Here is a 17810-nt window from a genome sequence, read left to right on the forward strand (position 1 = left end):
ATGGGCCTGATGGACATTTTCCGGCGTGAAAAGGGCGGGCGCCCACCTCTTTCAGAAACCCGCGCTGTGGCCCCCGGCTATACGGCGGCGATTATGGCGGCGCGTGAAAGCTGGATCAGTGGCGCGTCCAACATGGGCGAACTGACCGCGACCGTGCAGACTTCCGTGTCTCTCTGGGAAGCCGGGTTGTCCCTGGCAGATGTGACCGGCACCGATCTGATCGACCGGCGCTCTATGGCGCTCTGCGCGCGCTCTTTGGCTCTCCGGGGCGAATGCCTGTTCCTGATCCGCGACCGGCTCATTCCCTGCACCGATTGGGACATTTCAACCCGCTATGGGTTGCCGCGCGCATACCGCGTGGGACTGCCCGAAATCGGCGGCGGGCGGAATGAAACCGTGCTGGCGGGCGAGGTGCTGCATTTCCGCATCGGCTGCGATGCCGTCACCCCCTGGGCGGGCACGGCACCGTTGCGGCGCGCGCCCCTCTCGGCTGGCCTGCTGCATGAAATTGAAACCGCCCTGCGCGATGTGTTCCGCGATGCGCCCCTGGGCAGCCAAATAATTCCCGTGCCCGAGGGCAGCGCCGACGATATGGACGCGCTGCGGGCGGGCTTCCGGGGCAGGCGCGGCGCATCTCTGGTGGTCGAGGGCGTCGCGCAGGCGACGGCGGCAGGCATGAACCCGAACCTTGGGAAATCGCCCGATCAACTTTCGCCGCAACTGGACAAGACGCTTGCCGACAAGCTCTTGACCGATGCCAAGGGCGCCATCTTCGGCGCGTTCGGCGTCCTGCCGGGCCTGCACAACCCCGCCACAACCGGCCCGTTGGTCCGCGAGGCGCAACGGCACCTGGCGCAGCTTGTGTTGCAACCCGTTGCAAATCTCATGGCCGAGGAAGCGACCGAGAAACTGGGCGCACCTGTCGCAATCGACGTTGTGCGGCCCATGCAGGCGTTCGACCACGGCGGCAAGGCGCGGGCTTTGGGTGTGATGCTCAAGGCGATGGCCGAGGCCAAGGCGGCGGGGCTGGACGACAAGACCGTGGCCGACGCGCTGGCCTTCATTGATTGGGCGGAATAGGGCCGGGATGCGCCCTGCGGGTTTTTGTTCCCCGCCAAGCATCTGCACAAGACGGCGAGTGTGCGGGCTGGCATAGCCCTTAACCCCGTCAAGGCGCGGCCCCTGTTCATCTTCGGGGGCGCGGCGCAGGCTGTCACGGACTTGCACCGGGGGCAGCCAACGCGGCACGTGTAAGTGCCATCGCCCGCGTCTGGGCAAGGGGCCGGGATGGCACGGGGAACCGTGTGCCCGGCTCTGCTTATTCTCCTCGCGCCAATCTCTCCAATATTTGCGAGTTGGTCTGTGCGATATCGAGAATCGCCCGCCCAATATGCGTGACGATCAGCAACGAAAGGCCCGTGCCCATAGCCGAGGCACCCCACAAAGCACCGATGGGAAACCCTGCAATCAACCCGTAGGCCAAAAATATCAGCCCTCCCCATAATAGACCCGAGCCAAGAAGGTCTGTCACTGCGAATAGAATTCGAGACTTTTGAGTATTTTTCATTTGCGACTTACATCCAATGGAACACGATTGCTGGATGAACTGGCGCTCGTGTCGGTTCGTTCATCTTGCTATCCGAGCTTCGAGTATCCGTCTGATCATTTCCATCCTAACTTCCACGTAAATGCTTTAGCGTGACTTGGCGGACCGCGTCAGCAATTTCATCAGCGAGCGTATCTGGAACAGCCGAATTTTCGATTACTTTGGCGTAACTTTCCATCGCCAGCAGGTGGGAATCAAGCGCATCCACAATCTCAGCGTTCATGGAGCGCCTGTTGCGCTCTGCGGCCATCTTGAGTCTGTTCCGCATCCCATCTGGAAGGCGAAGCACGAACTTGTCCTGATCCTGCGGCTTTCGATCTGTCATGCTGGCATAGAGCCACATTTTCAACTTGACGCAATGGTGGCATTGAGCCACAAATGGCTATGAGCCACAATGGAGGACGCCATGACCGACCGGAAACCCTTGCAGCTTCGACTGCCCGCCGACCTGAAAGCGTGGATCGCGGATCAAGCCGCCGTCAACGCTTCCAGCCAAAACAGTGAAATCGTGCGCGCCGTGCGCGAACGGATGGAGCGGGCCGAGACGGCGACCGCGTAACAATGGAGAACGATATGAAACTGATGGACCGCCCCCGGGCGAACGATACCGGCTTGCCGCAAGGCGTGGCAGAGCGATTGGCGCTGTTTTCCAAGTGGACCGGCGCGGCGCTGTTCCCCGCCGACCAGATGCTAGAGGGGCCGACAGGCGAACGCACGTTCAGCGAAACATTCCTGACCTATGCCGTGGAAAACGGGCTTTCGCTGGATTGGGTCTATTTCGGCGACGAGCGTTCCCTTGTCCTGCAAGCCTATGCCGAAGCGAAGGGGATGCCGCAATGACCGACTGGCAGGACGCCTACAACGACACCACGGCGCATCTGTCGCGGATGCAAGGGCTGACCACGGTCCTGAACGAAATCGCCTGGGACTTCGAAGGGCTGAACAACCCTGATCCGATGTCCTATGGCATCCTGACGCTGATCCGAACGATCCACGAGGATTTGTGCCGCCTCGACGCGCTGCACGAGTTGGAGTGGGAGGCTAAGCAGGCCGAGGCGCAGGAAGTGGATCAGGCAGCTTGACGAAGATCGCCCGCAATCATCCCGGTTGCGGGCGAGCGAAAGAAGCTATTGCCACAGCAATCATTCCGTTCTATTGTCGAGGCAATCAATCGCTGCGCCGACAGTCGGCAGCACCTGAACGGAGTTAAAGGCAATGACCATCGAGCCCACCATGTCCAGCACCTACGCTTTTGAAGTCGCTTTCGTAGACCACCACGCGAAGTTCAAGCAGAGGTTTAACGAAGCCGTTGCGCGCGGCGACTATCCATGCGCTCCGAGGGTCGAAGGTCGCGCCCGAGTGTTCACTGCGCGCGATGTTATGGGAATCTGGCTTTACGGTCATTTGCTGGATGACGGCATCCCCCCGGCGAAGGCCGGAGAACTCGCCTGCGAGTTGGTGGAATTGCTGCGCCAGCGGCCCGATCTGGAAGAGGTGACCTTGGTTCGTGACGCATTCCGCCGCCGCCACGTCTGCGCACCGGACGCAATCGAATCTCTGGTGAAATTCACCTTGGGCGGCTCGCGCCCCATCTCAATCGAGACGTGGGACTTGCGCCAGCAACACAAGAATATCGCGCATCAGTTCGCGAAATTGGCCGCGCGCCACGTTCACCCCGACGACGCCGAGGACTGATCCGCATGTCATCGTTCAGCACCCCTCGGCTTAAAAAAGCGATCAAGGTGGCCCTAGATATGGGTCTGCCGGTCGCGGGCTATGAGGTGCTGGCCGATGGCGGCATTCGCGTCCTGACGGTTCAGGAAAAGCAGGATCAGGCCGACGCGGCACTGGATGCATGGGCGAGGTCACAACGTGGTTAAGGCGAAGATCAAGGGCGTTAACACCACTCGCAAGCGGCTGGCTGACGGCACCGTCAAGACTTACTACTACCACCGCGACACTGGCACCCCGTTGCCCGGCAAGCCCGGCGATCCGGCCTTCCTTGCCGCCTTCACCGAGGCCGAGAAGATCCAGCCGAAGGACGTTGGCAACGTCAACGCTCTGATTCGCGACTACCTCTTTAGCCTGACCTTCGAGGCGAAGGCCGCAAGCACCCAGCGAGAATACAAGCGGATGCTGATGCCGTTGGGTGAGAAATTCGGCAAGCTGCCGATCCAGGCTCTGGAAAGCCCGCGCGTCCGGGGCGTGTTTCTCGGCTATCAGGAAGAAATCGGCCGCGACCGTCCCCGAGAGGCGGACAATCGCCTTTCGGTGCTGTCCGCCGTTTTCACCTATGCGGCGCGCAAGGGCCGGATCAGGGAAAACCCGCTGCAAGGCTTCGAGCGCATCTATTCCTCCGACCGATCTGAAATGATCTGGAGCGCTGGCGACATAACGACCTTCATGCAGGCCGCACCGCTCGAACTGCAACAGGCGCATATCCTCGCCCTGCACACTGGCCAGCGTTACGGCGATCTGATCCGGCTTCGCTGGGCCGACTATCAGGGCGACACGATCAGCCTGCGCCAGAACAAGACCAAAGCCCGCGTCACGATCCACGTTTCGCAGGCGCTACGGCGAATGCTGGACGGCATTGATCGGCGCGGGCCGTATATCCTGACCCGTCCTGATGGGCGCCCGTGGTTCACCGAGGGCAACGACAAGGAACTGGGCAAGCAATGGTCGGCGCATATGGTCGCCTGCGGCCTACGCCCCGAGGGATACGCGGAACTGCCCAAGCGAAAGAAGGCCGAACATCTGCGGCTCAATGACCTGCGCGGGACCGCCGTCACGCTGCTGTCTGAAGCTGGGAACGGCATCCCGCAGATTTGCGCCGTCACCGGCCACACGCTGCAGTCGGCCACCCGTATCTTGGAGAAATACCTCGCCATGACCCCTGCCCTGTCGAGGGCTGCGATTCTGGCGTTCGAGAACAGCCCGGCAACGCAATTTGCAAACCGGCTGCAAACCGGCCCGCAGGTGGCCGATCAACCGAAGCACAAACTTCAAGGAGATCAATAGGATGAATGGCGGACCCGGAGCGATTCGAACGCCCGACCCCCAGATTCGTAGTCTGGTGCTCTATCCAGCTGAGCTACGGGTCCACTGTAGGGCGGTCATCTAGCGCCACGATCGGGGGGATGCAAGGGGGCGGTGCAAAAAAGTCGCGCCCGGCGTCAACGGGCACGGGGCTCAGCGGGCACGGGGCTCAGCGGGCGGCGGTGGCGTGGCGCGAGGGGATGGTGCCGAGGTCGCGCGGCAGATGGATCATGAACTCGCTGCCCTCGGCGTCGCTGCGCACCAGTTCCAGCCGGCCGCCATGCCCGCGCACCAGATCGGCCGCGATGGTCAGGCCCAGCCCGGTGCCGCCCTTGCGGGCGCTGCCGGTGAAGGGCTTGAACAGGAATTCGCGCGCCTTGTCGGGCAGGCCAGGACCGCTGTCGGCCACGCGGATCCACCAGCCCTGATCGGTCTCGCCCGCCCCGATCTCGACCGCGCCGGGCTGGCCGCTGCCCTCGATCGCCTGCCGGGCATTGCGCGACAGGTTGCTGAGGACGCGGTAAAGCTGGTCGCGATCGGCCCGGATCGTCAGGCTGGCGGGCACATCGGCCAGGAATTCGACCCGTCCCGCGGCCTCTGCGGCCAGCGCCTCGGCCTCGATCAGTTCCGCGACCAGCGGCGCGAGGGGAAAGCGTGACAGCGTCGGCGCGGGCTCCTCGGCCTTGCCGAAGGCCAGCGTGGTTTCGCACAGGTTGACGGCGCGGGTGATCGAGTTCACCAGCTTGGGCGCGGCGCGGCGGACCTTGGGATCGGCGCTGTCCTCGAGCCGGTCGGCAAAGATCTGCGCCGTCGTCAGGATGTTGCGCAGATCGTGGCTGATCTTGGCCACCGCCTGCCCCAGCTGCGCCATCCGGTCCTTCTGCTTCAGCGACGAGGTGACGGTCTTCTGCATCGCCTCCAGCGCGGTTTCGGCGTCGCGCAGCTCGGCCAGGCGGGCATTGGGAGAAATGATGCTGAGCGGATCCTCGGGGGCGCCGGCATAGGCGGTCATGTGCGAGATGACGCGGCGGATCGGCACGAGGATCAGCCGCTGCGCGGCAATGTTCAGCAGGACCGCCGTCAGGATCGAGAACGCCGCCGACAGCGCCAGCAACCGCAGCCCGTATTCCACCATGGCGCTGCGCAGGGGCGCGGTCGGCATGGTGATCTCGATCAGCTGGCCGGCCTGGTTCACCGGCGAGCCGATGACGCGGATCACCCGGTTCTGGTCGTCCAGCAGCGCCACCACCGCGTCATCGATGGTCTGCAGCACGCCATCCTCGCGCAGATCGAAGGTCGCCGCCACCGGACCGGGCATGCTGGAGGCCAGCACCAGTTGACGGATGTCGTCACGGCGCAGCACCACGTTGAAGACGCCGGCGTTCTGCAGCAGTTCGGATTCCAGGTCGCTGGCCAGTGATTCGTCGGTGGCCAGCAGGGCAAGGCTGGCGATCTGCGCACGCTCGAGCCGCGATTCCAGATAGCCGAGGCGAAAGCTGGCCAGTGCGGGCAGCAGGATGAACAGCTCTGCCAGCATGACGAAGATGATCGTCAATGCAGCGAATCGGCCAGAGATCGTGTTCAGTCGCATCTTGTCCGGGTCGTGACGTCGTGCCATCCGCTTTTGCCGGGCAAGGCGGCAATTGCACATCAAACGAATGTGATGACGCGCCGGTTCCGGGGCCGCCGGATCATCACGGGCCTTATAAAGGCAGGTCTTGGCGGTTGACGCCACCCCCACTCTGCACTATCCAGCGGGCTTCGAACAACCGGCGCGTCCGCGCGCGGGCCTGCGACCTGTTGTCCATGCCCCGCCGTCGTGCCACCGCAAGCACCGATCCGGAGACCGACCATGAAGCGCACTTTCCAACCCTCGAACCTCGTTCGTGCGCGCCGCCACGGCTTTCGCGCCCGCATGGCCACCAAGGGCGGCCGCCGTGTCCTTAACGCCCGCCGCGCCAAGGGCCGCAAGCGCCTTTCGGCCTGAACCGCGTCCGGCGGGCAACCGCCGACGAAAGGCTTTTGGACATGCCGCCCCTGCCCCATCCCGACGCTGAGATGCAGCCCGAGGGTGCCGGCACGGCGGCATTTCGCATCGCGGCGCCCCGGCTTCGCATGCCAGAGGTGATCGCAAAGCGGGCCGACTTCCTGGCGGCGGCCCGCGCGCGGCGGCAGGGCATGCCCGGATTTCTGCTGCAGGCGCGGGATCGTGGCGACGGACTGCCCTTCCGCGTGGGCTTCACCTGCTCGAAGAAGATCGGCAACGCGGTCTGCCGCAACCGCGCCAAGCGACGCCTGCGCGAAGCGGCGCGGCTGCGCCTGCCGGCAGGCGCCCGGACCGGTTGGGACTATGTTCTGGTCGGCCGGCCCGGCGCGACCATCAGCCGCGATTTCGCCGAGCTTTGCGCCGATCTCGGCCGCGCGCTCGACAGGGTGCATGGATGAGCCCGCTGGCGCATCTCGTGGCGCTGCCGGTGCGCGCCTATCGGCTGGTCGCCTCGCCCTGGGTGGGGCATGGCTGCCGGTTTCAGCCCACCTGCTCGGCCTATGCGCTGGACGCGCTGGCCCGGCATGGCGCCCTGCGCGGCGGCTGGCTGGCGGGCCGGCGAATCCTGCGCTGCCATCCCTGGGGCGGGCACGGCTTCGATCCGGTCCCGGGCACCTGCCCCGCGGGCGACAGATGCAAGGGGCCATCCGATGCTGGATGACAGCGACGACACCGACATCCACGCGCTGTTCGCCGGCGCACCCGCGTCGACCGAATTCCGCAAGCTGCGCAAGCGGCTGGTCCGAGAGACCCGTGCCGCCATCGAGGATTACGGCATGATCCGTCCCGGCGACCGCTGGCTGGTCTGCCTCTCGGGCGGAAAGGACAGCTATACCCTGCTGGCCGTGCTGCATGAATTGCAGTGGCGCGGCCTGCTGCCCGTCGACCTGCTGGCCTGCAATCTCGATCAGGGCCAGCCCGGCTTTCCGGCCACGGTGCTGCCCGAATTCCTGACCGCGCGCGGGATCGCGCACCGGATCGAATACCAGGACACCTACTCCATCGTGACCGACAAGATCGCGCCGGGTGGAACGATGTGTTCGCTGTGTTCGCGGCTGCGGCGCGGCAATCTTTATCGAATCGCGCGCGAGGAGGGCTGTTCGGCCGTGGTGCTGGGTCATCATCGCGACGACATCCTGGAAACCTTCTTCATGAACCTGTTCCACGGCGGCCGACTGGCGACGATGCCGCCCAAGCTGCTGAACGAGGAGGGCGACCTGACCGTGCTGCGGCCGCTGGCCTATGTGGCCGAGGCCGATTGCGACCGCTTTGCCCGCGCGATGGGCTATCCGATCATTCCCTGCGACCTCTGCGGCAGCCAGGACGGCCTGCAGCGCGTGCAGGTCAAGCAGCTTCTGGACGCATGGGAGTCACGCTCGCCGGGGCGGCGGCAGGTAATGTTCCGGGCGCTGATGAATGTCCGCCCCTCGCATCTTCTGGATCCTGCGCTGTTTGATTTCGCGAGCCTTTTTCCGAAAGATTCAAATTTGTCCTAGTTTGCCGCGACGATCCCCGGCGCGATTAACAGACGCCAAAGCATTCTGCCCTAGACCCGGTAGCGACAAGACCGCAAAGGGGCCGACATGCTGGCAAGGCTGAAACATTCGGGACTGGCGCTGCTTGATGCGGCACGGCGGCATCTTCGCCGGGCACGGACATCGCAGACGCGCAGCGTGCTGCTGCTGCGGCTGGAAAACACCGAACTGCTGTCCAAGCACCTTGGCAAGGCCGGCTTCAACCACCTGCTGGTCAACCTGTCGATGCGGCTGGGCCGCACCATCCGCCCCGAGGATCCCGTGCAGATCATCGGCACCGGCAGCTTCGCGATCACCCTGCGCGGCCGGTCCGAGATCGAGGCGATGCGGATCGCCCGGCGGCTTCAGGACAATGCGCAGCGCAAGGTCGCGGCCGCGGGCATGACCGTCACCCCGGTTCTCAGCGGCGTGATGGTCCATGCCGAAGCGCCCGGCATGGCCACGCTGTCCGATCTGGTCGACCAGGCCCGCAGCCGGCTCGAGGATCTGGCGACTGACCGGCTGGGCCAGGTGGTGCTGTTCGACCACGACCCGAGGCTGTCGGCACCGGACCTGCCGGCGACGGTTACCGAGGCCTGCGCCGCAGGACAGATCGTCGCGCATTTCCAGCCGCAACTGAGCTGTCATTCCGGCGAGGTGACCGGGTTCGAGGCGCTGGCGCGCTGGAACCACCCGACGCGCGGGTTGCTGCTGCCCGGCGGGTTCATGCCGCAGATGGGCGAGGCCGATCACAAGGCGCTGACCCTGTCGATGCTGCGCCAGGCGATTGCGGCGCTGAAGGCCTGGGATGCCGAGGGCTGGGAGGTGCCGACGGTCTCGGTCAACATCTCGAATTGCGAACTTGCCGATCCGGGCTTTGCCCCCGGCCTGTTGTGGGAGCTTGACCGGCAGGACATCCGCCCCGACCGCCTCGTGCTGGAGGTTCTGGAAAGCTTTGCCCCGGTCACCAGCAGTCCCGAGGCGCGCACAAATCTTGCGACGCTGACCAAGGCGGGCTGCCGGCTGGACCTTGACGATTTCGGCACCGGCTATGCAAGCCTCGACGCGATCCGGCAGTTCGGTGTGCATCGCATCAAGATCGACCGCAGCTTCGTGCTGGGCTGCGATGTCGACCCCGCGCAACAGCGGATGATCCTGGCGATCCTGGCGCTGGCCGAACGGTTGGACATCGCGGCCCTGGCCGAGGGCGTCGAAAGCCGCGAGGAACATGCCTTCCTGGCGCAGATGGGCTGCGACGAGGTGCAGGGCTATGCCATCGCACGCCCGATGAGCCTGGACGCCACCCGCGACTTCCTGCGCAGCCATGCCCGCCGGGCCGGCGACCTGCCCTCGGTGCTGCGCAAGAACGCCGGCTGACAGCCGGTCACCGCCGGGCCGCGGGGTCCGGCTGCCGGGTGCGGGGCACGGGGTGCGAAAGACTTGTGTGCCCGATGCCCGCATGGCAGCAAGGATGGCGCAGAGACCCGGTGGAACGACACCCATGCAGACCTTCAGGCGAATCGCTGCGGCGGCGCTGATCGCCCTTTCCGGAACGCCGGCCCTTGCCGATGCGCCGCTGATCATCCTCGACCAGACCCGGCTGCCCTTCGATCTTGGACCCGGACACCCCGCGAACAGCCCGGCCAATCCGGCGAACTCGCCGAACGCGGCCTGGAATTCGGGCGGCAACACTGCCAATTCACCCTCGGCCTGGCAGAACCGGCCCGGCAACCCCGCCAACGAGGAACGCCTGATCATCACCGCCGATGGGGGCGTTCTGGGCTATTACGCGGTCAATGGCGGCGGGGTCCTGAACCTCTTTGACGTCAACGGCCGCCGGATCGCCTATCGCCCGGCACGGGGCACCCGCAGCCTCTTCACGACCTCCGGCCAGTGGTGTGGCACCGTGGACGGCGGCCGCCAGAACTTCGTGCTGGCGGTGACGCGCAGCTGCGCCTCCGCCTTCGCGCGCTGATCCGGTCGCCGCTTCGGCGGGTGGGCCATTTTGCCTTAATGTCGTTACAATGCGCCCCTAAACGGGGCAGCAAAAGCCGGAGAGCGACATGAAGGACGAACCCAAGGACTGGCTGGAAGCCGAGCTGCAGGACACGCTGGACGAGGATTACGAGATCGAGCTGGAGGACGCGATCCTGTCGGCCGAGATCAAGCGCATCTACCGCGAGAACCATCCCGACCAGCTGGACCGGCGCGTCTATTTCCGCGAGCTTCTGCGCCTGCAGTCCGAGCTGATCAAGCTGCAGGACTGGGTCAGCCATCACAAGGAAAAGGTCGTTGTGCTGTTCGAGGGCCGCGATTCCGCCGGCAAGGGCGGCGCCATCAAGCGCATCACCCAGCGACTGAACCCCCGCGTCGCGCGGGTCGTCGCGCTGCCCGCGCCCTCGGACCGCGAGAAGACCCAGTGGTATTTCCAGCGCTACGTGCCGCATCTGCCCGCCGGCGGCGAGATCGTGCTGTTCGACCGCAGCTGGTACAACCGCGCCGGGGTCGAGCGGGTGATGGGCTTCGCCGGCGAGGATCAGGTCGAACAGTTCTTCCAGGACGTGCCTGAATTCGAACGGATGCTGGTCCGTTCCGGGATCCGGCTGGTGAAATACTGGTTCTCGGTCACCGACGAGGAACAGCAGATGCGCTTTCTCATCCGCATCCACGATCCGCTGAAACAGTGGAAGCTGTCGCCGATGGACCTGCAGAGCCGCGTCCGCTGGGAGGCCTATACCAAGGCCAAGGAAGAGATGTTCGAGCGCACGAATATCCCCGAGGCGCCGTGGTACATCGTCCCCGGCAACGACAAGAAGCGGGCGCGGCTGAACTGCATGAGCCATCTTCTGGGGCTGATCCCCTATGGCGAGGTGCCGCACGAAGAGGTTCACCTGCCCGACCGGGTGTTCAATCCCGATTACGAACGCGAGGTGCTGCCGCGCGAGCTGTATGTGCCGCAGAAATACTAGGCGGGCGCGGATCCGCCCCGGCTGCATCACCGGGGGCGGGCGGGGCATCGCTGCGTAACCGCTTGTCGCGGATCGCGAAGCGCCTATGATCGGCGGCATGTTTCGCAATCTTCTGTCCCGCCTGTTCACCGACGACCCCGAGCCGCGCCCGCTTGCCGCGCAGGACGCCGAGGTGGCGATCGCGGCGCTTCTGGTACGGGTCGCGCGTGCGGACGATCACTACGAGGCGTCCGAGCGCCAGCGGATCGACCGTGTCCTGGCCCGGCGGCGCGGCCTGACCCCCGAAGAGGCTGCCGAGCGGCGCGCCGCCGCCGAGATGATCGAGGCCGAGGCCCCCGACACCGTGCGCTTCACCCGCCTCATCAAGGATCGCATCGCGCTGGAGGACCGCACCGGCGTGATCGCCGCGATGTGGGAGGTGGCCTATGCCGATCGCAGCCGCGATTCCGACGAGGAACAGATGATCCGGCTTGTCTCGGGCCTGCTCGGCGTGCCCGACCGCGACTCGGCCCTGATGCGGCAGAGGGTCCTTGAGGCGATGGGCCTCGACGACCGCTAGAAGCCCAGACGGTCGCGCAGCCCGAACCACGCCATCCCGGCGACCAGCAGCGGGCTGCGCAGCATGGCGCCGCCGGGAAAGCTGCGCATCGGCACCGCGGCCATCGCGTCGAAACCCTCGGCCTGCCCGGCCACGGCCTCGGCCATCAGCCGCCCCGCCAGCGTTGCCATCGCCACGCCATGCCCCGAAAAGCCGCTGGCCGACAGGCAGTTCGCCGCGGGGCGGGCAAAGCAGGGCATGCGATTCATGGTGATCGCCAGCGTCCCGCCCCAGGCATGGGTCAGCGCGACGTCGCGCAGTTCGGGATAGACCGACAGCAGATGCGGACGCACCACGGCGGCGATGTCCTTGGGAAAGCGGTAGGTCGCGGTTTCGCCGCCGCCGAAGATCAGCCGGCGGTCGTCATCGAGCCGCCAGTAGTTCACCACGAACCTGGTGTCCGCGACCGCGCAGTTCGTCGGCAGGATATGGGGAAAGCGATCGCCCAGCGGTTCGGTCGCGACGATGTAGTTGTTGATCGGCATTACCCGCGCCGCGATCCGCCCGTCCAGCCCGCCCAGATAGCCGTTGGCCGCCAGGATGACGTGGTCGCAGACCACCCGCCCCGTGTCGCAATGCAGGATGCTGGTCGCGCCGGCGCGGGCGGCGTGGGTGAGCCGGTGCACATGCGTCGTCTCGTGGATGGCGACGCCGGCTTCGGCGGCCAGCCGCGCCAGGCCAAGCGCCAGGTTCAGCGGGTGCAGATGCCCCGCGCCGCGGTCCAGGTCGCCGCCGGCATAGGCGGTGCTGCCGATGTGCCGGGCCAGTTCGGCGCGCTCCAGAACCTCGACCCGGTCATATCCGTAATCGCCGGCCAGATGTTCGGCCATGCGTCGCGCATGGTCCAGCTCGCCGGCGCTGCGGCAGGCATGCGCGACCCCCTCGCGCAGCGGCACCCCCGACTCCGCCGCCAGCGACCGGACAAGGGCCTTGGCCTCCTCGGCCAGATCCCACAACCGTCGCGCCGCCGCGCGGCCGAGGTTCCGTTCCAGCCAGTCGACCTCCTGCCGCTGGCCCGAGCCCATCTGCCCGCCATTGCGACCCGAGGCCCCGAAGCCCGCGCGATGCGCCTCGATCAGCGCGACCCGGTATCCGCGCCGGGCCAGATGCAGCGCGGCCGACAGCCCGGTATAGCCCGCACCGACGATGCCGACATCGGCGCGCGTCTCGCCGCGCAGCGCCGGGAACGGCGGCAGGGGCTGGCAGGTGTCGGCATAGACGCTGCGCGGATAGCTGCCGCGGCGGTCGTTGGCATAGAGAAGGTTCATACGTTCAGCAGCAGGTGTTCGCGTTCCCACGGGCTGATGACCTGCAGGAACTCCTTGTATTCGTTTCGCTTCACCGATTCGTAGACAGCCGCGAACTCTTCGCCCAGCACGCCGCGCATGGCGCTGCTCTCGGACATGATGTCCAGCGCGTCGCCCAGATTGTAGGGCAGTTCGTCGCGCGACATGTAGGCGTCGCCCAGGCATTCGGCCCGCGGCCCCTCCTGTTCCAGCAGGCCCAGATAGCCGCAGGCCAGCGACGCCGCGATGCCCAGATAGGGGTTGCAGTCCATCCCGGCCAGCCGGTTCTCGATCCGCCGCGCCTCGGGCCCCGAGATCGGCACCCGCAGCCCGGTCGTGCGGTTGTCGCGGCCCCATTCCAGGTTGATCGGCGCCGCGAAGTCCGGGACATAGCGGCGATAGCTGTTCACATAGGGTGCCAGCAGCGCGACCGCCGCCGGCAGGTGGCGCTGCATGCCGCCGATGAAGTGCAGGAAGGCCTCGGTCTCGCTGCCCCGCTCGTCCGAGAAGATGTTGCGGCCGGTCGCGATCTCGACCACCGAATGATGAATGTGCATGGCGCTGCCCGGCTCGCCCTCGATGGGCTTGGCCATGAAGGTCGCAAAGCAGTCGTGACGCAGCGCGGCCTCGCGGATCAGCCGCTTGAAGTAGAAGATCTCGTCGGCCAGCGCGACCGGATCACCGTGGTTGAGGTTGATCTCGATCTGGCCCGCCCCGCCTTCCTGCAGGATGCCGTCGATCTCGAAGCCCTGCGCCTCGGCAAAATCATAGATGTCGTCGATGACCTTGCCGTATTCGTCCACCGCCGACATCGAATAGGCCTGCTTGGCGGCCGCGCGGCGGCCGGTCCGACCCATCGGAGGAATGATCGGCTGGTTGGGGTCGACATTGCGGGCGACCAGGAAGAACTCCATCTCGGGCGCGACGACCGGACGCCAGCCCCTTTCGCGATACAGTCCGACCACGCGCTTCAGCACGTTGCGCGGCGCGATCGGCACCGGGTTGCCCTGCTGGTCCATCGCGTCATGGATCACCTGCATGGTCCAGTCGGCCGTCCAGGGCGCGGCGGTCGCGGTGCTGTAGTCGGGGGTCAGGATCATGTCGGGTTCGGTGAAGGCGCCCGACGGGTTGTCGGCCCATTCGCCGGTGATGGTCTGCAGGAAAATGGAGTTCGGCAGGTAGAACTTGTCCTGATGCGCGAATTTCGAGGCGGGCATCGCCTTGCCGCGCGCCACCCCGGCGATGTCGGCCACGATGCATTCGACCTCGTCCAGACGCCGTCCGTCCATGTAGTCTCGCGCGGCCTTTGGCGCCCGTTCTGCCCATGCGGCGCTCATGCGGCCCCCCTTGCATTCTGCTGCGCCTGCCGGAAGAAGGCATCGATGCGATCGGCGATGGCGGCCGAGCCGCCTGCCTCGCCCATCCGCCCGGCCGCGCGGTCCAGCCTGTCCTGCGGCACCACCCCCTTGCCGCGCGTCTCCATCAGGCCCTGCAGGAAGGCGTCGTCGAATTCGGGATGGGCCTGCACGGTGAAGGCGCGGTCGCCATAGACAAGCGCCGCGTTCTCGCAAAAGGCGTTGCTGGCCACCACCCGGGCCTCGCGCGGGATCGCGACGACCTGATCCTGGTGCCAGGCGTTCAGGGTCACCGTCTCGCCCGCGAAATCATAGTCTTGCGCCCCGATCGCCCAGCCGTCGGGATGCTTGATGACCTTGCCGCCAAGGGCCTGAGCGATGATCTGGTGGCCAAAGCAGATGCCGACCAGCGGGACCCCGGCCGCGAAGGCGCGGCGAACGAAGTCTTCCAGCGGGGCGATGAAGGGGTGGTCCTCATAGGCGCCGTGGCGCGACCCGGTCAGCAGCCACCCCTCGGCCGCGTGAATGTCGTCGGGGAACTGCATCGCTTCGACATGCCAGACCTGGAACTCGAACCCCCGGCCCGCAAGAAGCCGGGTGAACATGTCGGGATAGTCGCCCAGGTCGTCCTTCAACGCCGCGGGCGACTGGCCGCATTGAAGTATGCCGATACGCATCGAAAACCTGCGATGTTGCCTGTTTGCCAAGGGTAGTCGCCCAGACGGGGGGGCCGCAAGGGGGTCGCGGGTCACCAGCCGACACCGCGCTGGCGTCACTGGCCGGCTCCGGCTAGTTTGCAGCCAGGCATCAGGCAGGAAGCACATCATGTCCGCGATCGATCCCGACGGCCTTCAGGAGTTCTCGGTGGTCTTCACCGACCGGTCCCTGAACCACATGTCCCGGAAATTCCAGCAGGTGATGCGCGACTTGTCGGCCACCCTGCGCGAGGTCTATGGCGCGCAGGAGGTCGCCATCGTGCCGGGGGGCGGCAGCTATGCGATGGAATCGGTGGCCCGGCAGTTCGCGCGCGGCGGGCATGCACTGGTCGTGCGCAACGGCTGGTTCAGCTATCGCTGGAGCCAGATCTTCGAGGCCGGCGGCTTCGCCCGCGAGGTGACCGTGGTCATGGCCCGGCCGGCAGGCAATGCCCCCCAACCCGCCTATGCGCCTCCGCCCATTGACGAGGTGGTGGCGAAGATCCTCGAGGTCCGCCCCGACGCGGTGTTCGCCCCGCATGTCGAGACATCGGCCGGGCTGATCCTGCCCGACGACTACATTGCGGCGCTGGCCGCCGCCGCGCATGAGGTCGGCGCGCTGATGGTGCTGGACTGCATCGCCTCGGGTGCGGTCTGGGTGGACATGAAGGCCAGCGGCGTCGATGTGCTGGTCTCGGCCCCGCAAAAGGGCTGGTCGGCCTCGCCCTCGGCAGGGCTGGTGATGCTGTCGGACCGCGCCGCACGCCGGCTGGCCGAGACCGAAAGCGACAGCTTTGCCCTGGACCTGCGCAAATGGCGGGGAATCATGGCCGCCTACGAGGATGGCGGCCACGCCTATCACGCCACCATGCCGACCGACGCGCTGACCGGGCTGCGCGATGCGATGGACGAGACCCGCGAGATGGGCTTTGCCGAGGCCCGCGACGCGCAGTGGCGGCTGGGTAACGGCGTGCGCGCCCTGCTGGCCGACAGGGGCGTGCGCCCGGTGGCGGCGGCGGGCTTCGGCGCGCCGGGGGTGGTGGTGTCCTACACCGACGATCCCGAGGTCAGATCAGGCCGGAAGTTCGCGGCCGAGGGCTTCCAGATCGCGGCGGGGGTGCCGCTGGCGATCAACGAAGGCGAGGACTTCTCGACCTTCCGGCTGGGGCTTTTCGGGCTGGACAAGCTGAAGGATGTCGATGGCACGCTGGCGCGGTTGCGGGCGGTGCTGGACCGGGTGATCTGAGCTGCGATTGCCGGCGCCGGCCCCGGTTTGGGGGCACGGCGCCACACGGCCGTCTGTCACGAGGTCATGATGACGAAATCCTCGCTCGACCGGGTGTCGGGGCGGCTGGGCAGGTCGCTGAGGATCAGCGTCAGGCCCGGATGCAGCGCATCGCGCAGCACGGCGCGGAAATCGTCGGTCAGCGCCAGCCGGTCGACCACGGACACCTCGGGCTCGGACGGCCGGGTCGGGTCGGGGTGATGGGTCACGCCGACCCAGCCGACGCCCCCATCCATGGCGTTCAGCATCAGCACATGTTCGCCAAGCGGTCCCGACCCATGCAGACCAAGCCTCGCGGATGCCACCTCGCGGCCATTGCGGAACAGGTAGATCCGGCCATCCGCCGTCGAGGCCAGCAGCGTCGAGACTGGCTGCACCTCGGCCTCGGTCCAGTCCGAGGGATGCTTTTGCGACCCCAGCCCGGCGATCGCCTGTTCCATCTCGACCTCGGCGCCCGAGGCCAGCAGGCGGCCCGGATGGGTCAGCTGCCAGGGATCGGAATGACTGCCCGCGATGATGACCGGGGTGCCCAGATGGGTGATGCCGAACAGCTTTTCCGAGAACGCCATCGGCAGGCGGACGCAGCCATGCGAGGCGGGGTAGCCCGGCAGATTTCCCGCATGCAGCGCGATTCCGTCCCAGGTCAGCCGGTTCATGTTCGGCATCGGCGCATCGCTGTAGGTCGAGGATTTGTGGTTCTTGTCCTTCTGCAGGATCGTGAACACGCCGGTCGGCGTCTCGTGCCCCTCCTTGCCGGTCGAGCAGGTCGAGACGGCGATGCGCACCCCGTTGCGATAGACATGCACCCGCTGTTCGGGCAGAGACACGATCACCGCGACGCTGCCATGCGGCGAATTCTCGGGGTGCCAGGTATATTCACCGGGCTGCAGGGACGCACTGTCCAGCACCACCTGCGCCATCGCCCCGCCCGACAGGATGCCGATCCCCGCCGCAACGCCGGTCAGCACCCTGCGTCGACTTACCATTGCCTTCATCTTCATGTGTCATTGCCCATATCTTGCGCGATCAACCGCGCCCTGCCGATGAGTGTTGCGCACCGCGGAATGTCCCGCAGTGCGCCCGGTCTTGTCGCCGGTCAGCAATCGCCCGCAGGCAGCATCGTCACCGAGGCATAGCGGCCGTTCGCGGTCACGATCTGGGCGCAGGCGCCCGTCTCGCGGTTGAACCACCAGGTCGTCAGACCATCGCTGCGGATCGCCTCGTAGCCCAGATTGGTGATGCCCATTTCGGCCTGGCCGGCGCGGGCGCCCTCGAAGGCCATCAGATCGTTGGCGCTGCCCACCGCTGGCTGGCCGGCACCGCTGCCGGTGTCTTCGACGCAGGCCGTCAACGACAGCGCGGAGGTGATCGCCAGCGCGAAACGGATATACATGGTTCTGTCCCCTGAGAATTGGT

23 protein-coding genes and 1 tRNA gene are annotated in these 17810 nt (G+C 66.3%); 16 read left to right on the forward strand and 8 right to left on the reverse strand.

The window, feature by feature from the left end; translation table 11 throughout:
* Positions 1 to 1080 carry a phage portal family protein gene (locus Q5Y72_RS10805; RefSeq protein ID WP_305963431.1) on the forward strand — a complete coding sequence of 360 codons (1080 nt, stop codon included), beginning with the start codon at positions 1 to 3 and terminating at the stop codon, positions 1078 to 1080.
* A 593-nt stretch (positions 1081 to 1673) separates the two neighbouring features.
* Here the strand turns inward: Q5Y72_RS10805 and Q5Y72_RS10810 are convergent.
* Positions 1674 to 1949 (reverse strand): Arc family DNA-binding protein, encoded by a 276-nt coding sequence (locus tag Q5Y72_RS10810; RefSeq protein WP_305963432.1) that lies wholly within the window; start codon positions 1947 to 1949, stop codon positions 1674 to 1676.
* A 63-nt stretch (positions 1950 to 2012) separates the two neighbouring features.
* On the opposite strand from Q5Y72_RS10810, the gene Q5Y72_RS10815 reads away from it, so the two are divergent.
* The 6 genes from Q5Y72_RS10815 (at position 2013) to Q5Y72_RS10840 (ending at position 4627) form a co-directional block, all read left to right on the forward strand.
* Complete coding sequence (locus tag Q5Y72_RS10815; RefSeq protein WP_305963433.1) at positions 2013 to 2165, forward strand: DNA-binding protein; 153 nt, start codon at positions 2013 to 2015, stop codon at positions 2163 to 2165.
* A gap of 14 nt (positions 2166 to 2179) precedes the next feature.
* Positions 2180 to 2446 carry a hypothetical protein gene (locus Q5Y72_RS10820; protein ID WP_305963434.1) on the forward strand — a complete coding sequence of 89 codons (267 nt, stop codon included), beginning with the start codon at positions 2180 to 2182 and terminating at the stop codon, positions 2444 to 2446.
* Positions 2443 to 2688, forward strand: a complete 246-nt coding sequence (locus Q5Y72_RS10825) for a hypothetical protein (RefSeq protein ID WP_305963435.1) — start codon at positions 2443 to 2445, stop codon at positions 2686 to 2688. The genes Q5Y72_RS10820 and Q5Y72_RS10825 overlap by 4 nt, the downstream gene beginning before the upstream one ends.
* A 133-nt stretch (positions 2689 to 2821) precedes the next feature.
* Positions 2822 to 3301, forward strand: a complete 480-nt coding sequence (locus tag Q5Y72_RS10830) for a hypothetical protein (protein ID WP_305963436.1) — start codon at positions 2822 to 2824, stop codon at positions 3299 to 3301.
* A 5-nt stretch (positions 3302 to 3306) separates the two neighbouring features.
* A complete protein-coding gene (locus tag Q5Y72_RS10835; protein ID WP_305963437.1) occupies positions 3307 to 3486 on the forward strand; it encodes a hypothetical protein in 180 nt (59 codons plus the stop codon).
* Positions 3479 to 4627: a tyrosine-type recombinase/integrase gene (locus Q5Y72_RS10840; RefSeq protein WP_305963438.1), complete on the forward strand. Its 1149-nt coding sequence runs from the start codon at positions 3479 to 3481 to the stop codon at positions 4625 to 4627. The genes Q5Y72_RS10835 and Q5Y72_RS10840 overlap by 8 nt, the downstream gene beginning before the upstream one ends.
* A 6-nt stretch (positions 4628 to 4633) precedes the next feature.
* Here Q5Y72_RS10840 and Q5Y72_RS10845 read toward each other — a convergent pair.
* Both Q5Y72_RS10845 and Q5Y72_RS10850 read right to left on the reverse strand, forming a co-directional pair.
* Positions 4634 to 4710, reverse strand: a tRNA-Arg gene (locus Q5Y72_RS10845).
* Positions 4711 to 4814: 104 nt separating this feature from the next.
* Complete coding sequence (locus tag Q5Y72_RS10850) at positions 4815 to 6236, reverse strand: sensor histidine kinase (RefSeq protein WP_305963455.1); 1422 nt, start codon at positions 6234 to 6236, stop codon at positions 4815 to 4817.
* A gap of 261 nt (positions 6237 to 6497) precedes the next feature.
* Between Q5Y72_RS10850 and rpmH the strand changes: the two genes are divergently transcribed.
* From rpmH to Q5Y72_RS10890, 8 genes are all read left to right on the forward strand, one after another.
* A complete protein-coding gene (gene rpmH / locus Q5Y72_RS10855) occupies positions 6498 to 6632 on the forward strand; it encodes a 50S ribosomal protein L34 (protein ID WP_028725980.1) in 135 nt (44 codons plus the stop codon).
* Positions 6633 to 6673: 41 nt separating this feature from the next.
* On the forward strand, positions 6674 to 7090 hold the full coding sequence (rnpA, locus tag Q5Y72_RS10860) for a ribonuclease P protein component (protein ID WP_371930808.1): 417 nt from the start codon (positions 6674 to 6676) through the stop codon (positions 7088 to 7090).
* Positions 7087 to 7353: a membrane protein insertion efficiency factor YidD gene (gene yidD, locus Q5Y72_RS10865; protein ID WP_305963439.1), complete on the forward strand. Its 267-nt coding sequence runs from the start codon at positions 7087 to 7089 to the stop codon at positions 7351 to 7353. Before rnpA ends, yidD begins: the two co-directional genes overlap by 4 nt.
* The gene (ttcA, locus tag Q5Y72_RS10870) at positions 7343 to 8188 is read left to right on the forward strand and encodes a tRNA 2-thiocytidine(32) synthetase TtcA (RefSeq protein ID WP_305963440.1); all 846 of its coding nucleotides are present in this window, start codon (positions 7343 to 7345) and stop codon (positions 8186 to 8188) included. Before yidD ends, ttcA begins: the two co-directional genes overlap by 11 nt.
* A gap of 87 nt (positions 8189 to 8275) precedes the next feature.
* Positions 8276 to 9583: a GGDEF domain-containing phosphodiesterase gene (locus Q5Y72_RS10875; RefSeq protein WP_305963441.1), complete on the forward strand. Its 1308-nt coding sequence runs from the start codon at positions 8276 to 8278 to the stop codon at positions 9581 to 9583.
* Positions 9584 to 9707: 124 nt separating this feature from the next.
* Positions 9708 to 10181 (forward strand): hypothetical protein, encoded by a 474-nt coding sequence (locus Q5Y72_RS10880; protein ID WP_305963442.1) that lies wholly within the window; start codon positions 9708 to 9710, stop codon positions 10179 to 10181.
* Between the two features lie 88 nt (positions 10182 to 10269).
* Positions 10270 to 11175, forward strand: coding sequence for a polyphosphate kinase 2 (gene ppk2, locus Q5Y72_RS10885; protein WP_305963443.1), 906 nt, complete (start codon positions 10270 to 10272; stop codon positions 11173 to 11175).
* Positions 11176 to 11272: 97 nt separating this feature from the next.
* A complete protein-coding gene (locus tag Q5Y72_RS10890; RefSeq protein ID WP_305963444.1) occupies positions 11273 to 11734 on the forward strand; it encodes a tellurite resistance TerB family protein in 462 nt (153 codons plus the stop codon).
* Here the strand turns inward: Q5Y72_RS10890 and Q5Y72_RS10895 are convergent.
* From Q5Y72_RS10895 to Q5Y72_RS10905, 3 genes are read right to left on the reverse strand one after another with little or no spacing between them, the layout of a single operon-like run.
* Positions 11731 to 13041 (reverse strand): NAD(P)/FAD-dependent oxidoreductase, encoded by a 1311-nt coding sequence (locus Q5Y72_RS10895; RefSeq protein WP_305963445.1) that lies wholly within the window; start codon positions 13039 to 13041, stop codon positions 11731 to 11733. The genes Q5Y72_RS10890 and Q5Y72_RS10895 overlap by 4 nt on opposite strands.
* A complete protein-coding gene (locus Q5Y72_RS10900; RefSeq protein WP_305963446.1) occupies positions 13038 to 14396 on the reverse strand; it encodes a glutamine synthetase family protein in 1359 nt (452 codons plus the stop codon). Before Q5Y72_RS10900 ends, Q5Y72_RS10895 begins: the two co-directional genes overlap by 4 nt.
* Positions 14393 to 15091 carry a type 1 glutamine amidotransferase gene (locus tag Q5Y72_RS10905; RefSeq protein WP_305963447.1) on the reverse strand — a complete coding sequence of 233 codons (699 nt, stop codon included), beginning with the start codon at positions 15089 to 15091 and terminating at the stop codon, positions 14393 to 14395. Before Q5Y72_RS10905 ends, Q5Y72_RS10900 begins: the two co-directional genes overlap by 4 nt.
* Positions 15092 to 15239: 148 nt before the next feature.
* Between Q5Y72_RS10905 and Q5Y72_RS10910 the strand changes: the two genes are divergently transcribed.
* Positions 15240 to 16355: an aminotransferase class V-fold PLP-dependent enzyme gene (locus Q5Y72_RS10910; RefSeq protein ID WP_305963448.1), complete on the forward strand. Its 1116-nt coding sequence runs from the start codon at positions 15240 to 15242 to the stop codon at positions 16353 to 16355.
* A gap of 56 nt (positions 16356 to 16411) precedes the next feature.
* On the opposite strand, the gene Q5Y72_RS10915 is transcribed toward Q5Y72_RS10910, so the two are convergent.
* On the reverse strand, positions 16412 to 17380 hold the full coding sequence (locus Q5Y72_RS10915) for a L,D-transpeptidase (RefSeq protein WP_305963449.1): 969 nt from the start codon (positions 17378 to 17380) through the stop codon (positions 16412 to 16414).
* Between the two features lie 110 nt (positions 17381 to 17490).
* The coding region (locus tag Q5Y72_RS10920) for a hypothetical protein (RefSeq protein ID WP_371930809.1) at positions 17491 to 17810 on the reverse strand (320 nt) is incomplete at its 5' end.

Source organism: Paracoccus spongiarum (genome assembly GCF_030732095.1).
Classification (GTDB): Bacteria; Pseudomonadota; Alphaproteobacteria; order Rhodobacterales; family Rhodobacteraceae; genus Paracoccus; species Paracoccus spongiarum.